12 protein-coding genes and 1 tRNA gene are annotated in these 12,791 nt (G+C 68.6%); 2 read left to right on the forward strand and 11 right to left on the reverse strand.

Features of this window, described 5'->3' with window-relative positions:
• Positions 1–90 precede the first annotated feature (90 nt).
• The 3 genes from ABZ796_RS17395 to nhaA all read right to left on the reverse strand — a co-directional run bounded on the left by ABZ796_RS17395 (position 91) and on the right by nhaA (position 2,931).
• Positions 91–1,059 carry a DUF559 domain-containing protein gene (locus ABZ796_RS17395; RefSeq protein WP_357338479.1) on the reverse strand — a complete coding sequence of 323 codons (969 nt, stop codon included), beginning with the start codon at positions 1,057–1,059 and terminating at the stop codon, positions 91–93.
• A gap of 122 nt (positions 1,060–1,181) precedes the next feature.
• A complete protein-coding gene (locus ABZ796_RS17400; RefSeq protein WP_357338480.1) occupies positions 1,182–1,589 on the reverse strand; it encodes a phage holin family protein in 408 nt (135 codons plus the stop codon).
• A gap of 43 nt (positions 1,590–1,632) precedes the next feature.
• The gene (gene nhaA / locus ABZ796_RS17405) at positions 1,633–2,931 is read right to left on the reverse strand and encodes a Na+/H+ antiporter NhaA (RefSeq protein ID WP_357338482.1); all 1,299 of its coding nucleotides are present in this window, start codon (positions 2,929–2,931) and stop codon (positions 1,633–1,635) included.
• 518 nt (positions 2,932–3,449) lie between these two features.
• Here nhaA and ABZ796_RS17410 point away from each other — a divergent pair.
• On the forward strand, positions 3,450–3,980 hold the full coding sequence (locus ABZ796_RS17410) for a C40 family peptidase (RefSeq protein WP_357338483.1): 531 nt from the start codon (positions 3,450–3,452) through the stop codon (positions 3,978–3,980).
• A 64-nt stretch (positions 3,981–4,044) separates the two neighbouring features.
• Here the strand turns inward: ABZ796_RS17410 and acs are convergent, their stop codons facing one another.
• From acs to ABZ796_RS17445, 7 genes are all read right to left on the reverse strand, one after another.
• Positions 4,045–6,015, reverse strand: coding sequence for an acetate--CoA ligase (acs, locus tag ABZ796_RS17415; protein ID WP_357338485.1), 1,971 nt, complete (start codon positions 6,013–6,015; stop codon positions 4,045–4,047).
• Positions 6,016–6,127: 112 nt separating this feature from the next.
• Complete coding sequence (locus ABZ796_RS17420) at positions 6,128–7,759, reverse strand: cation acetate symporter (protein ID WP_357338487.1); 1,632 nt, start codon at positions 7,757–7,759, stop codon at positions 6,128–6,130.
• A 1-nt stretch (position 7,760) separates the two neighbouring features.
• Entirely contained in the window at positions 7,761–8,111 is a 351-nt protein-coding gene (locus tag ABZ796_RS17425) for a DUF485 domain-containing protein (protein WP_357338489.1), read from the reverse strand.
• 188 nt (positions 8,112–8,299) lie between these two features.
• Positions 8,300–9,829 carry a cation acetate symporter gene (locus ABZ796_RS17430; protein ID WP_357338491.1) on the reverse strand — a complete coding sequence of 510 codons (1,530 nt, stop codon included), beginning with the start codon at positions 9,827–9,829 and terminating at the stop codon, positions 8,300–8,302.
• Complete coding sequence (locus tag ABZ796_RS17435; protein WP_357338492.1) at positions 9,826–10,194, reverse strand: hypothetical protein; 369 nt, start codon at positions 10,192–10,194, stop codon at positions 9,826–9,828. The genes ABZ796_RS17430 and ABZ796_RS17435 overlap by 4 nt, the downstream gene beginning before the upstream one ends.
• 22 nt (positions 10,195–10,216) lie before the next feature.
• Positions 10,217–10,987, reverse strand: a complete 771-nt coding sequence (locus ABZ796_RS17440) for a LytTR family DNA-binding domain-containing protein (RefSeq protein WP_357338494.1) — start codon at positions 10,985–10,987, stop codon at positions 10,217–10,219.
• Positions 10,984–12,087, reverse strand: coding sequence for a histidine kinase (locus tag ABZ796_RS17445; protein ID WP_357338496.1), 1,104 nt, complete (start codon positions 12,085–12,087; stop codon positions 10,984–10,986). The genes ABZ796_RS17440 and ABZ796_RS17445 overlap by 4 nt, the downstream gene beginning before the upstream one ends.
• Positions 12,088–12,221: 134 nt before the next feature.
• On the opposite strand from ABZ796_RS17445, the gene ABZ796_RS17450 reads away from it, so the two are divergent.
• Positions 12,222–12,695: a hypothetical protein gene (locus ABZ796_RS17450; protein ID WP_357338498.1), complete on the forward strand. Its 474-nt coding sequence runs from the start codon at positions 12,222–12,224 to the stop codon at positions 12,693–12,695.
• A 7-nt stretch (positions 12,696–12,702) separates the two neighbouring features.
• On the opposite strand, the gene ABZ796_RS17455 is transcribed toward ABZ796_RS17450, so the two are convergent.
• A tRNA-Pro gene (locus ABZ796_RS17455) sits at positions 12,703–12,775 on the reverse strand.
• Between the last annotated feature and the right edge of the window lie 16 nt (positions 12,776–12,791).

Below are 12,791 nucleotides of genomic sequence, written 5' to 3' on the forward strand. Positions count from 1 at the left end.
GGGCGACGAAACTCGAGTTTCGTCGCCCACAACTACAGATTCGACGCGCCATAACTGCGGATTCGGCTGCTTGGGTCCGTGTGTCGGTGGTCAGAAGCGGCGTGAAGAGTACGTGGGTGTGAGCGCGTCCTTGATCTCGCGGAGCCAGGCGTCGAGGCGATCGCCGGTGAAGTCTCCTCGTCGCACGACGATCACGATCCAGCCATGGTCGACCAGCCAGCCCCGTCGCTCCTCGTCGTAGATCTGCTGGTCCGGGTCGTCATGGTCTTCGCCGTCGTACTCGACGGCAACCTTGGCGAGGCGGTAGGCGAAGTCGAGGCGATAGGTCGGGATGCCTTCCACATCGACCCAGACCTGTGTCTCCGGGAGTGGTAGACCGGCGTCGCTGATGGCCAGCAACGTCCAGGACTCTCGCTGGGATTCGACGTGGCGATTGAGAAGCGGAACGAGACCCCGGAGCTGGACGACTCCACGGCGGCCTTTGAAACGGGGAAGCTCCTGGTTGAGAGCAGCCCGGGTGATGCCGTGCTCCTTGGCGAATTCGTTGATGGCGGCCATGGCCTCGCGGCGCTTCAGGTTGCAACCGAGGTCGAGTGCGGTTCGCAAGGGGGTCGTGATCTTGACGCCGTTGATCGTCATGATGTCCCGGTCGAGGAGGTCACGTGAGCGCCCGTCGACCCCTTCCAGTCGCGTCGGCGCGTAGCCACGCCGGGCGCAGGTTTCGACGGCTGGAATCTGGCTCTGTTCGCTGAGCGAGTAGGTGTTGATCCCATGGATCCATGCCGCTGTGCGGTCGGAGACGACATGGTGAGGAGATACGACGCGGGAAACCGCTGCAGCTCTTGTCTCCGCGGTGTCCTCCACGTCGGAAGGAATGAAGACACCGCGGAAGGGCCTGAGAATCTCACCGCGCTCGACGGCAACGCGGAGGTCGTATCGCTTGATGGAGAGCTCGCTGAGCTCACTGGCTGTAAACGGGCGCGCTGGCAGAGCCGAGGTAGCGCCGACAACTGACAGGTTCATGCGGGCCACTGTCCGCTTGTGGCGTACGAATTTCACTGCCGTTTCCGTCGGCTGTGGATAACGTCAGCTCGAAGGACGCCTGTGGACGGTAAGTGGCCCGAACTCGTTCGCCAGAACCACCTACTCGTTCGCCACAGCTACCGATTCGGCGGGGAGGGTCAGTACTGGCCCTTGAGAGCCCGGGGGATCTCCTTGCCCTGGGCGATGGCCTTCTCGGGAGCCTTGACCTTCTTCACCTTGCGTACGCCGATGAAGGCGAGCAGGGCGGCGAGGAGGACGTAGAAGCCGAAGACGATGAGGAAGGACCAGTGCAGGCCTAGGCCGGTCAAGTGGATGAAGTAGGCCGCCGAGACCGACAGCATGATCACGGCCAGGACCAGCAGGAACGCGGTGGCGGCGAAGAGACCGACGCCGACGCCGGCATTGGTCACCGAGACCTTGAGCTCCTGCTTGGCGAGCGTGATCTCCTTGTTGACGAGCTCGGAGATGTCGCGGGTGGCGTCGACGACGAGCTTGCCGATCGTCGGGTCCTCGTCGCCCGGGGACTTCACGATGTCGACTGCCATGGGAACCCTTCGCTGAACGTGTGTTGGGGGAGCGCCCACGACCTTACCGGTCCAGACCCCGATCATCCTCGAACACGTCCGGCACGCCGTCGTTGTTGGCGTCGATCGTCTCGAGTTCCTCGATGCGGCGGTAGACGCGGTTGCGGGCCCGCAGCACCACCGTGGCCAGCAGAGCAGCCAGCACGGACCCGAACAGAACGCCCACCTTCATGTGGTCGTGAGCCGACGGATCGGAGCTGAAGGCGAGCTCGCCGATCAGCAGGGACACCGTGAACCCGATCCCGGCCAGCATCGCCATCCCGATCACGTCGGTCCAGGCGAGGTCGTCGTCGAGGGAGGCACGGGTGAACCGGGCCAGCAGCCAGGTCGACCCGGAGATCCCGATGGTCTTGCCGACGACCAGGCCGAGGATGATGCCGAGCGTGATCGGGTCGTGCAGGGCTCCGGTGATGCCCGCCCAGCCGCCCAGCGACACGCCGGCGGCGAAGAAGGCGAAGATCGGCACCGCGACGCCTGCCGAGATCGGCCGGACCAGGTGCTCGAAGTGCTCGGCGAGCCCGCGCTTGGCCTCCGGGTCGCGAGCGATCACGGGCACGGTGAACCCGAGCAGCACGCCGGCGACGGTGGCGTGGACACCGCTGGAGTGGACGAGGGCCCAGGCGATCAGGGCGAGCGGGAGGAGCAGCCAGGGGTTGCGTACGCGGCGCTGCACGAGCACCGCGAAGAGTCCGATCGGGATGAGCGCGAGCAGGAGGAAGCCGATGTGCAGCTCGGAGGTGAAGAAGACCGCGATGACGATGATGCCGAGCAGGTCGTCGACGACGGCGAGGGTCAGCAGGAACGTACGCAGCCCCGCAGGCAGATGCGTCGAGATGACCGCCAAGATCGCGACCGCGAAGGCGATGTCGGTGGCCACCGGCGTCGCCCAGCCGGCCAGCGAGCCGTCTCCGATCAGGTTGACGGCCACGTAGACCAGCGCCGGCATGACCATGCCGCCGACCGCGGCGGCGATCGGCAGCGCGGCCCGCCGCGGGTCGCGTAGGTCGCCGGAGACGAACTCGCGCTTGAGCTCCAGACCGGCGACGAAGAAGAAGATCGCCAGCAGGCCGTCGGCCGCCCAGGCCCCGATGGTCAGATCGAGATGGAGGGCCGCCGGGCCGATCCGGAAGTCGCGGACCGCCTCGTACGCCTCCTGCCAGGGGCTGTTGGCCAGGACCACCGCGATGAACGCGGCGATGATGAGGAGTACGCCGCCCGTCGTCTCGGCTCGCAGGATCTCGGCCGTGCGCGAGGTCTCCAGCCAGGATCCGCGGGTGAACAGGCGGTTGCGGGTGTCGGTCACGGGTGTGCCTCCAGGGGCTCAGGGGTCGACGAATTCACGCCGACCAGACTTCCCGGCACACCTGACGACGACCCTAGCAAGCGCCGTTGTCGGCGGCAGGAGGGTGATCAACTTGGGGTCACATCCGGCCGAAGCACAAATGAAAACTAAAGCAAACACAAACAAAACCATGAAACAGAGAGTGAGTTGCTGCACAAATGCCCCGCCCGGCACCGGGTTTCGTTGCATAGTGGAGGAGCCCTCACCGAATGGTGGGGCCGCTCCGGTCGCGCCGAGGCCCGTCACAACCGGAGGAGAGTCGATCCGACCACGGTGGCGGGCACGGGGGAGCCGAGCAGTACGCCGGGAGCCAGAGACAAGGCAGACCGGCTCGGGGTGAAGGCGTAGACGGAACACCACCAGCGCCCGGGCAACAGCAGCCCGAATCCGACAGGTAAACCTTCGCAGGCGTCGCTGCAACAGGGGAACCCCGAATGACCGGATCGTGTGTCCGTGCGCTTTCGCGCGTCTACAGAACGATGACCGTCGGCCTCGCGACCGCCCTTGTGGTCGGTCTCGCGCTCGTCGCCGCTCCCAACCAGTCCGCCACGGCAGCTTCCCCGCCGGGCGCAAGTGCCCAGGCCGGCGCCGACAACGGTGCCCGGACGAGCACCCCCACCACCAAGAAGAAGCACAAGAAGTCGCGCGGGTTGCGGGCGCTGCGTCGCGCCAAGAGCCAGGCCGGCGATCCCTACTCCTACGGCGCCAACGGCCCCCACGCCTACGACTGCTCGGGCCTGACCCAGTGGGTCTACAAGAAGCTCGGCCACAAGCTGCCGCACAGCTCGTCAGCCCAGGTCGGCCACACCTTCAAGGTCAAGAAGCCGCGCAAGGGCGACCTCGTCTTCTTCTACGGCAGCGGCGGCGTCTACCACGTCGGCATCTACGCCGGGAAGCGCGACGGCCGCCGCTGGGTCTGGCACGCGCCCGGATCCGGGAAGGCTGTCACGAAGGACCCGATCTGGACCGACAGCTACTTCATCCGCCGGGTGAAGTACAAGAAGCACTAGCACGTACGCAGCGGCCCGGTCGCCCCGCGAGGGGTGACCGGGCCGCTGTGCGAGTCAACCGTGATCAGTCGTCTGTCGCGGTCGTCTTGCCGGCTGCGATCAGATCCATGATCGTCTGGTCGGCAAGCGTCGTCGTGTCGCCGACGCCGCGACCCTCGGCGAGGTCGCGGAGCAGTCGCCGCATGATCTTCCCCGAGCGGGTCTTGGGCAGCTCGGGCACAATCATGATCTGCCGCGGCTTGGCGATCGGGCCGATCTCCTTGCGGACGTGGTCGGAGAGCTCCTTGTGGCAGTCCTCGGGCGACCCGTCGCGCAGGATGACGTACGCCACGACGGCCTGTCCCGTGTCGGGGTCGGTCGCGCCCACGACCGCCGCCTCAGCGACGTAGGAGTGGGAGACCAGGGCCGACTCGATCTCGGTCGTGGAGAGCCGGTGCCCGGACACGTTCATCACGTCGTCGACGCGGCCCAGGACCCAGACGTCGCCGTCCTCGTCCTTCTTCGCGCCGTCGCCGGCGAAGTAGAAGCCCTGGTCCTTGAACCTCGACCAGTAGGTGTCGATGTAGCGCTGGTCGTCCCCCCAGATCGTACGCAGCATCGACGGCCACGGCTGGGTCAGCACGAGGTAGCCCCCGGCACCGTTCGGGACGGAGACGCCGTTGTCGTCGACCACGTCGGCACCCACGCCCGGCAGGGCCTTCATCGCCGACCCCGGCTTCCCGGCCGTGACCCCGGGGAGCGGCGAGATCATGATCGCGCCGGTCTCGGTCTGCCACCAGGTGTCCACCACGGGCACCTTCGAGCCACCGATGACCTCGCGGTACCAGATGTAGGCCTCGGGGTTGATCGGCTCACCGACGGACCCGAGCAGGCGGACCGAGGAGAGGTCGCGGGCGTCCGGGATGGCGCGGCCCTGCTTCATGAACGTCCGGATCGCAGTCGGCGCGGTGTAGAAGAGGGTGACGCCGTACTCCTCGATGATCTGCCACCAGCGACCCTTCTCCGGGTAGTCCGGGGTGCCTTCGTAGAGCACCTGGGTCGCGCCGTTGGCCAGGGGTCCGTAGACGATGTAGGAGTGGCCGGTGATCCAGCCGATGTCGGCGGTGCACCAGTAGACGTCGGTCTCGGCCTTGAGGTCGAAGACCTCCCAGTGGGTGAACGCCGCCTGGGTGAGGTAGCCGCCGGTGGTGTGCAGGATGCCCTTCGGCTTCCCGGTGGTGCCGCTCGTGTACATGACGAAGAGCGGGTGCTCGGCGTCGTGCGAGACCGGGGTGTGCTCGGTCGACGCCGACGACACGACGTCCGACCACCACTTGTCGACCGACTCGTTCCAGTCGACGTCCTGCCCGGTGCGCTTGACCACGAGTACGTTCTCGACGAGGCCGGGCTGGGTCGCCTCGACCTTCGTGACCGCCTCGTCCACGGCGGGCTTGAGCGCCGAGGGTGCGCCCCGGCGATAGCCGCCGTCCGAGGTGACGATCAGCTTCGCGCCGCAGTCGACCACGCGGGTCGCGAGAGCGTCGGCGGAGAAGCCCCCGAAGATGACGGTGTGGATCGCGCCGATCCGCGCACAGGCCAGCATCGCGAACACGGCCTCGGGGATCATCGGCAGGTAGATCGCCACCCGGTCGCCCTTGCCGACCCCGAGTGCTTCGAAGGCGTTCGCGGCCCGGGAGACCTCGTCCTTGAGCTCGGCATAGGTGATCGTCCGCTTGTCGTCGGTGGGCTCGCCGACCCAGTGGATCGCGACCCGGTCACCGAGCCCGGCCTCGACGTGGCGGTCGACGGCGTTGTAGGCGACATTGATCTCGCCGCCCTCGAACCACTTCGCGAACGGCGGGTTGTCCCAGTTCAGGACGCGGTCGAACGGCTTCGACCAGGTGAGCCGCTCCGCGGCGGCCGCCCAGAACGCGTCGCGGTCCGCCGCGGCGGCGTCGTACGCATCGGCCTTGACGTTGGCAGCGGCGGCAAGCTCGGCAGGCGGCTCGAACCGGCGCTTCTCGTGCAGCAGGTTGGACAGGGTCTCGTCGCTCACAGTGACTCCTACGTACGAAAAATGTGTGGCTCAAGCCACAGGGTAGTGCGGGGGAAAGAATGATGGCGGGCCGTCGTACAACATCAGGTGTACGACGGCCCGCCGAGGGGGATCAGTGCGTGATCGCCTTCTCCGAGCCGGCGCCGGTGAGGGCGCGCACCTCGAGCTCGACGTACCGCTCAGCGGTCTCCGGCTCCTTCGAGGTCACCGTGCCCAGCCAGCCCAGGAAGAACCCGAGCGGGATGGAGATGATGCCGGGGTTCTCCAGGGGGAACCAGGAGAAGTCCACGCCGAGCGGGAAGAGCGAGGCGGAGATCGTCTCGCCGGTCACCGCGTCGACGGCCGTCTTGCCGGAGACGACCGGCGAGAAGAAGACCAGGCCGACACAGGAGATCAGGCCGCCGTAGATCGACCAGACCGCGCCGCGGGTGTTGAACCGCGCCCAGAACATGTTGTAGATGATCGCGGGCAGGTTCGCCGAGGCGGCGACCGCGAAGGCCAGCGCCACGAGGAACGCGATGTTCAGCGACTGTGCCGGGATGGCCAGCAGGATCGCGACCAGGCCGATGCCGGCCGCGGCCCAGCGCGAGACCTTCATCTCGTCCTTCTCCGAGGCCTTGCCGCGCTTGATCACCGAGTTGTAGATGTCGTGGGCGACGGAGACCGACGAGGTCAGCGTCAGACCCGCGACCACGGCGAGGATCGTGGCGAAGGCGACCGCGGAGATGAGTGCCAGCAGCACGGCACCGCCGACGGAGCCCTCGCCGCCGCCGACCTCTTGGGCGAGCAGTGGCGCCGCCAGGTTGCCCGCCTTGTCCATGGTCGCCGGGTCGACCAGCGCGGCCGCCCCGAAGCCCAGGACCAGGGTGAACAGGTAGAAGACGCCGATCAGGCCGATCGCCCACAGCACCGACTTGCGGGCATCCGCCGAGGTCGGGACGGTGTAGAACCGGATCAGGATGTGCGGCAGGCCGGCGGTGCCGAGCACCAGGGCGAGACCGAGCGAGACGAAGTCGATCTCGCTGGTGAAGCTCAGGCCGTACTTCAGACCGGGCTGCAGGAACGCGTCGCCCTTGCCCGAGGCGTCGGCGGCGGAGCCGAGCAGCTCGGAGAGGTTGAAGCCGAACTGGGCGAGCACCAGGATGACGATCAGCGCCGATCCGGTCATCAGCAGGACGGCCTTGACGATCTGGACCCAGGTCGTTCCCTTCATCCCGCCGACGGTGACGTAGAAGATCATCAGGGCACCGACGAACAGGATCACGACGTTCTTGACCGCCTGGTCCTCGACGCCGAGCAGCAGGGCCACCAGGGCGCCCGCACCGACCATCTGGGCCAGCAGGTAGAAGATCGAGACGACGACCGTGGAGGTCGCCGCGGCCATGCGGACCGGGCGCTGCTTCATCCGGTACGCCAGCTGGTCGGCCATCGTGTAGCGACCGGAGTTACGCAGCACCTCCGCGACCAGCAGCAGCGCCACCAGCCAGGCGACGAGGAAGCCGATCGAGTAGAGGAACCCGTCGTAGCCGGACAGGGCGATGGCGCCGGAGATACCGAGGAACGACGCCGCCGACATGTAGTCGCCGCCGATGGCGAGACCGTTCTGGAAACCGGAGAAGCCGCGGCCACCGGCGTAGTAGTCGGCCGCGGTCTTCGTCTGCCGGCTCGCCCAGAAGGTGATGCCGATCGTGATCGCGACGACCGCGAGGAAGAGGACCGTGGTGAGGATCTGGCTGCCGTCCATGTCAGACCTGCCTCTTCTCGATCTCGTACTCCGCGTCGAGCTTCCTCGCCAGGGGGTCGAGGTGCTTGTTGGAGTAGTTGGCGTAGAGGTACGCGATACCGAACGTGGTCACGAACTGGAGGAGTCCGAAGACCAGCGCGACGTTGATGTTGCCGACCAGCTTGGTGTCCATGAAGCCGTCGGCCCAGTTGGAGCAGAAGACGTAGAGGAGATACCAAGCCAGGAATGCCACCGTGGCCGGGAATACGAACTTCCGGTACGCCGACCGCAGAGCGCGAAACTCCGCCGTGGCGTGCAGGCTGTCGTAGACCGGGTCGTGTCGGTGGGCTTGGTCGTGTGCTTCAGCGCTCACGGTTAACCCTTTCGTTGACGAGGCCGTCCATCGTGGGGGTGACGGACGGACGACGTGTGATCGCAGTCACATTAGGGGTCGCTCGCCCTGCTCGTCGCGGGGTGACACGCACTCCCTCGGTCAGCGGCACGGTCGCGCGACGAGCGGTCGATTTCGTACGTCGAGTGGCTGGTCTCGCCTGTCGGGGGTCAGCGCTGCAGGGCGGGTGAGACGGCGGGCTCGATCGTCGGTTCGGGGGTGTGGAGGCGCACCAGAAGCCGGGTGGTGTGGGCCGGGACGTGAGCCGAGGTGGCGAGGCTGACGGTGATCATGACCGCGAAGGAGAGCGGCACCGCCCACAGCGCAGGCTGGGCGAGCACGACATCCGCCCACGTGCCCGTGCGCGAGCCGCTGATGGTGAACACCACGGCCGAGCCCGTGGTGACCAGGCCGGTGACCAGCCCGGCGGCGGCGCCGTGGGCGGTCAGCCGGCGCCACCAGATGCCGAGCAGGAGCAGCGGGCAGAAGGTCGCCGCCGCGAGCGCGAAGGCCAGCGCGACCCCGCGGGCGACGCCGACGCTGGGCGTCAGCAGGGCGCCGGCGACCGGGACGATGACGGCGACCAGCGAGGCGATCCGGAAGGCGGCGACGCCACCGAACCGGCTTCCTCGGCGGCGCAGCCACGGCACGACCACATCCTGGGAGAGCACGCCGGAGACGGCGATCGCCAGGCCGGACGAGGTCGACAGGAAGGCCGCGAAGGCGCCCGCGCAGACCAGTCCGGTCAGCGCGTCACCCGCCCAGCCGGGGACCATCAGGCGGGGCAGCTCGAGCACCAGGGTGTCGGCGGAGGCGGGAGTGGCTGCGTACACGCGTCCCAAGAGGCCGAGGATCGGCGGCAGCAGGTAGAAGGTGCCGAGCAGCGCGAGCACGACCAGGGTCGTGCGGCGGGCGGCGCGGCCGTCGGGGTTGGTGTAGAAGCGGACGCCCACGTGCGGCAGGCCCATGGTGCCGAGGAAGGTCGCTGCGATCAGGGAGTAGGTGGCGTAGAGACCGGCGGAGCCGTCGGTGCCCATCGGCAGCGACCAGGTCTGGCTGAGGTCGGTCGCGCGGGGTGCACCGTCGCTGTCCCAGACCGCGACCAGCACGCCGACGGGGACCAGGAGCGCGGTCAGCTTGAGCCAGTACTGGAAGGCCTGCACGAAGGTGATCGAGCGCATCCCGCCCGAGAAGACGCTGACCAGCACCACCGTCCCGACCAGCACGGGTCCTACCCAGCGGGGCGCTCCGGCGACGAGCTCCAGGGTCAGCCCGGCGCCCTGCAGCTGGGGCAGCAGATAGAGCCAGCCGATGCTCACGACCAGCAGCGAGCACAGCCGCCGCACCCCTCGTGAGGCGAGCCGCTCCTCGGCGAAGTCGGGCAGCGTGTACGCCCCTGACCTGCGAAGAGGGGCCGCGACCAGGGTCAGCAGCACGAGATAGCCGGCGGTCCAGCCGATCGGATACCAGAGCATCTCCGCGCCGGAGGTGAACACCAGCCCGGCGACCCCGAGGAAGGAGGCGGCCGAGAGGTACTCCCCGCCGATCGCGCTCGCGTTGAGGCCGGGTCGCACCGACCGCGAGGCGACGTAGAAGTCGCTCGTGGTCCTGCTGAACCGCAGCCCCCAGGTGCCGATGGTCAGCGTCGCCAGGGTGACCAGGGTGACGGCGACGATCGCCGGGGCGGAGTCGAGGGTCATGGCGCCTCGTCGTCCGAGCGGAGCAGGTCGGCGTAGCTGGCCTCGTTGCGCTCCGCGCCGCGCAGATACCAGCGGCCGAGGAGGAACAGGAACGGGTAGACCAGCACCCCGAGGAGCAGCCAGGGGAGGGGGACGCCGAACGGAGCCGTGCGCACCAGCCCCGGAGCCAGCCAGAACAGCAGCGGGAGCGAGCCGACGCCGAGGAAGAGCACCGCCAGGGTGCGTACGGCGATCGAGAGCTGGGCGCGCATCAGCGAGCCGAGGTAGATCTCGCCGAGGCGGGTGTCCTCGTCGACGTCGACGCGGCGCACGGCCGGGCGTCGCCGGGGCGGTCCGGTGACGCGTACGCGTTGGGGCTCAGTCATCAGGATCTGCTGTCAGGAGGGGTCATGAGCGCCGGGCGAGCAGGTCCTTGAGCTGGCGCGTGTGCCGGCGGCTCACCTGCAGCTCGCTGCCGCGGGCAGGGCCACCGACGACGACCGAGGTGCGCCCGGCCTCCGACCGCACCTCGGTGACGTGGGCGAGGTTGACGAGGAGGGACCGGTGGATGCGTACGAAGCGGGCCGAGGCCCACTCCTGCTCCAGCTGGGTCAGCGGGACCCGCACCAGATGGGAGGCGTCGGCGGTGTGCAGCCGGGCGTAGTCGCCCTGCGCCTCCACGTGGGTGATCTGGGAGCGCCACACGAAGCGGGTGACGCCGCCGAGCTCGACCGGGATCTGTACGTCGCCGCTCGGCTCCTCCTCCGGCATGTTGCCCATCAGCCGGGTGACGGTCTCCGCCAGGCGCTCGGCGCGCACCGGCTTGAGCACGTAGTCGACCGCGCGCAGGTCGAAGGCCTCCAGCGCGTGCTCCTCGTGAGCGGTCACGAACACGACCGCCGGCGGCGTCTTGAACCGCGCCAGGAGCCGGGCCAGCTCCAACCCGTTGAGGCCCGGCATCTGGATGTCGAGGAACACCGCGTCGACGCCCGAACCCTGCAGCTGCTGCAGCCCGTCGGTCGCGTTCAGGCAGGTGCGCACCTCCGCCACCCGGGCATCCTGGGTGAGCAGGTAGGAGAGCTCGTCGGCCGCCGGCGGCTCGTCGTCGACTACCAGGATCCGCAGCCGGCCGCCGGGCGCGCCCTGCCGCGCGGCGACTGCCTGGGTGGTGCGGTTCATGTGTGGACTCCTGGGGCGAACTTCGGGATTCTGAGGATGACCTTCGTGCCGGCACCGGGGGCGGTCTCGACGACCAGCCCGTAGTCGTCGCCGTAGGCGTTGCGGAGCCGGGCGTCGACGTTGCCGAGCCCGACGGAGTCGGCGCCGCCGGCCAGCGCGTTGCGTACCTTCTCCGGGTCCTCGCCGGCGCCGTCGTCCTCGACCTCGATCACGCACTCGGTGCCGCTGTCGGCGGCCCGGATGGAGATGTGGCCGGTCTGTGCGTCGGCCAGACCGTGGCGTACGGCATTTTCGACCAGCGGCTGCAGGCACAGGAACGGCACCGCGATCGGCAGCACCTCAGGCGCGACCGAGAGCCTCACCGAGAGCCGCTCGCCAAACCGGGCCTGCTCCAGGAGCAGGTAGCGCTCCACGGAGCGGAGCTCCTCGGACAGCGTCGTGTATTCGCCATGGGTCCGGAAGGAGTAGCGGGTGAAGTCGGCGAACTCGAGCAGCAGCTCGCGGGCGCGCTCCGGGTCGGTGCGTACGAAGCTGGCGATCGCCCCCAGCGAGTTGTAGATGAAGTGCGGGCTGATCTGAGCGCGCAGCGCGCGCACCTCCGCCTCCATCAGGCGCCGCCGCGACGCGTCGAGCTCGGCCAGCTCGAGCTGCCCGGAGACCCAGGTCGCGACCTCGTCGGTCGCGCGGACCATCATCGCCGAGGTGTCCGGGGCGTACGCCTGCAGCGTGCCGACCAGGTGGTCGTCGACGACCAGCGGGCTGACCACGGCCGAGTGCAGCGGGCAGCCGGCCAGGCCGCACTCGAGGTCGACCCGGTCGTAGAACCGGGTCGCACCGCGCTCCAGGGTTCCCTCCGCCAGCTTGGTCACCTGGTCCTGGTGGTGGGTGCCGATGCCTTCCCAGGCGAGCAGGCCGTCGGTGTCCGTGATCGCGAGCGCGGGAGCCGCCAGGAGCGCCTGCAGATGAGGGGCCGCGCGCTCCGCGCTGTCGACGGTCAGGCCGCCACGCAGCGCAGGGCTGGCCAGCGATGCGTTGTGAAGGGTGCGGAAGGTCGCCCGGTCGGCCTCTGTGCCCAGGTGAGTGCGCCTCCAGCGCCGCATCCACACTCCTTCTCTCCGGTGGTCGAGCCTGCCGAGCGGTGTATCGAGCTCGTCGAGATGACCCCAACAATTGTGACGGCGCCCACGCTATCTGTCACCCGAGCCGCCGTAGGGCCGCGAGGTACGTTTGCGGCATGCGATTGAGTCGAGTGATCCCGGGTCTGCTGGCCGCCGGTGTAGCGGGTGCGGGCGCCGCCTTCGTGATCGGCATGCGCAACAAGTCGCCCTGGCTGCAGGACCGCATCCGCGCCTTCTCGAAGCGGTTCGCCTCCGAGGCTCTGAAGACCGCCGGGACCGAAGGTGCGACCAACGGCGTCGTCCTCCATGTCGGCCGCGCGAGCGGCCGGGAGTACGCCACCCCGATCACGCCGTTCCCCACCCCGGACGGCTTCGTCATCAACCTGCCCTACACCTCGAAGGTCGACTGGGCCCAGAACGTCCTGGCTGCCAACTCGGCCACGATCGTCTACGACGGCGTCGACCACCGGGTCACCGATCCCCGCGTCGTCCCCTACGCCGAGGTCGCGCCTCTGCTCCCGAAGGCCGCCGGCGTCTTCCGCGCCGTCTTCGACGTCCAGGAGTTCCTCCGCGTCACCAACGCGGACTGATCTCTCGTCGGGTTGGCGGGACTCGAACCCGCGATCGCCTGGACCCAAACCAGGAGGGATGGCCGCTTCCCTACAACCCGTCCACGTACAACAAGG

Origin of the sequence: Nocardioides sp. NPDC047086 (assembly GCF_040643685.1) — a bacterium.
Taxonomy (GTDB): domain Bacteria; phylum Actinomycetota; class Actinomycetes; order Propionibacteriales; family Nocardioidaceae; genus Nocardioides.

What these genes read in the sequence shown, in the direction of transcription:
- ABZ796_RS17440 (WP_357338494.1), bottom strand. Translation starts at nt 10,987, where the DNA reads ATGAACCGCACCACCCAGGCAGTCGCCGCGCGGCAGGGCGCGCCCGGC.
- ABZ796_RS17450 (WP_357338498.1), top strand. Translation starts at nt 12,222, where the DNA reads ATGCGATTGAGTCGAGTGATCCCGGGTCTGCTGGCCGCCGGTGTAGCG.
- ABZ796_RS17445 (WP_357338496.1), bottom strand. Translation starts at nt 12,087, where the DNA reads ATGCGGCGCTGGAGGCGCACTCACCTGGGCACAGAGGCCGACCGGGCG.
- ABZ796_RS17430 (WP_357338491.1), bottom strand. Translation starts at nt 9,829, where the DNA reads ATGACCCTCGACTCCGCCCCGGCGATCGTCGCCGTCACCCTGGTCACC.
- ABZ796_RS17410 (WP_357338483.1), top strand. Translation starts at nt 3,450, where the DNA reads ATGACCGTCGGCCTCGCGACCGCCCTTGTGGTCGGTCTCGCGCTCGTC.
- ABZ796_RS17420 (WP_357338487.1), bottom strand. Translation starts at nt 7,759, where the DNA reads ATGGACGGCAGCCAGATCCTCACCACGGTCCTCTTCCTCGCGGTCGTC.
- ABZ796_RS17400 (WP_357338480.1), bottom strand. Translation starts at nt 1,589, where the DNA reads ATGGCAGTCGACATCGTGAAGTCCCCGGGCGACGAGGACCCGACGATC.
- ABZ796_RS17435 (WP_357338492.1), bottom strand. Translation starts at nt 10,194, where the DNA reads ATGACTGAGCCCCAACGCGTACGCGTCACCGGACCGCCCCGGCGACGC.